Source organism: Virgibacillus carmonensis (assembly GCF_057836705.1).
Map to the genome: position 1 here is coordinate 1 of NZ_JBYQFJ010000111.1, position 811 is coordinate 811.

1 protein-coding gene is annotated in these 811 nt (G+C 33.3%); it reads right to left on the reverse strand.

The genetic code is table 11. The features are described 5' to 3' along the window. Positions 1–57: 57 nt before the first annotated feature. Positions 58–696 carry a class I SAM-dependent methyltransferase gene (locus AC3G7N_RS20775; protein ID WP_489424063.1) on the reverse strand — a complete coding sequence of 213 codons (639 nt, stop codon included), beginning with the start codon at positions 694–696 and terminating at the stop codon, positions 58–60. Positions 697–811 lie beyond the last annotated feature (115 nt).

The following is an 811-nucleotide window of genomic DNA, read 5'->3' on the forward strand; positions in this document are numbered from 1 at the left end:
TTCGCTTCAATCTTGGTCCCGTCAATAAAAATCGCTTCTTCATCAATTTGTTTTTTTTTATCTTTGATACGCAACAACTTTATATTCAAGTCTTGTTTTATTGACTTTACTGCCTTGTTCTCCAAAATAGAAGGTTAAAAGCTTTTTTGCTTCTTCAACGGTATTGAAAATAAATTCTGTATCTATTATTTCGTATTTAAATCCTCGCTCTACCCATTGGGACACAGAGCTTGAGATGTTATGTGGTGAGTAGGTACAAAATTCATCGTCACCGTAATTATCTATTATGATAATACGTCCATCTTTTTTGACAACCCTTTCAACTTCGCTTAATCCCTCATCAATATCAGTAATACCATCGAAAAAGAATGCCCAAGTGGAATACATCGCATCAAAAGTATTTGAATGAAATGGCATTGACTGAGCAACACCATTAGACCAAATCAAATCTTTACTTAAGTCAATCATCTTTTCATCTGGTTCCATAGGAATAACAAGACGATTTTCACGCATCAACTTTTCCGCTGTATACCCATTTCCTGCCCCAACGTCTAAAACGGTACCATTAGGTAAAAACGAATTTAAGTATTTAATGACTTTGCCGTCTTTATCCATACATCTTCTTTCAATTTCAAACAAAGCAGGTTTAAGTCCACCATAAAAAGGAATTATTTTTGAAGATTTATCATTTTTCATTGTTAACCTCCTAATAGTTACCCTTCAAATGAGAAGTGAGTGCTGTTCTTTATTCTAGAATAGCACCCTCGTATATTATTATTAACCAGAATTTTTCTGGCTTTAAAACTTTATA

Bases quoted from the DNA above. Each gene is read 5' to 3' on its own strand.
- AC3G7N_RS20775 (WP_489424063.1), bottom strand. From the start codon at position 696: ATGAAAAATGATAAATCTTCAAAAATAATTCCTTTTTATGGTGGACTT.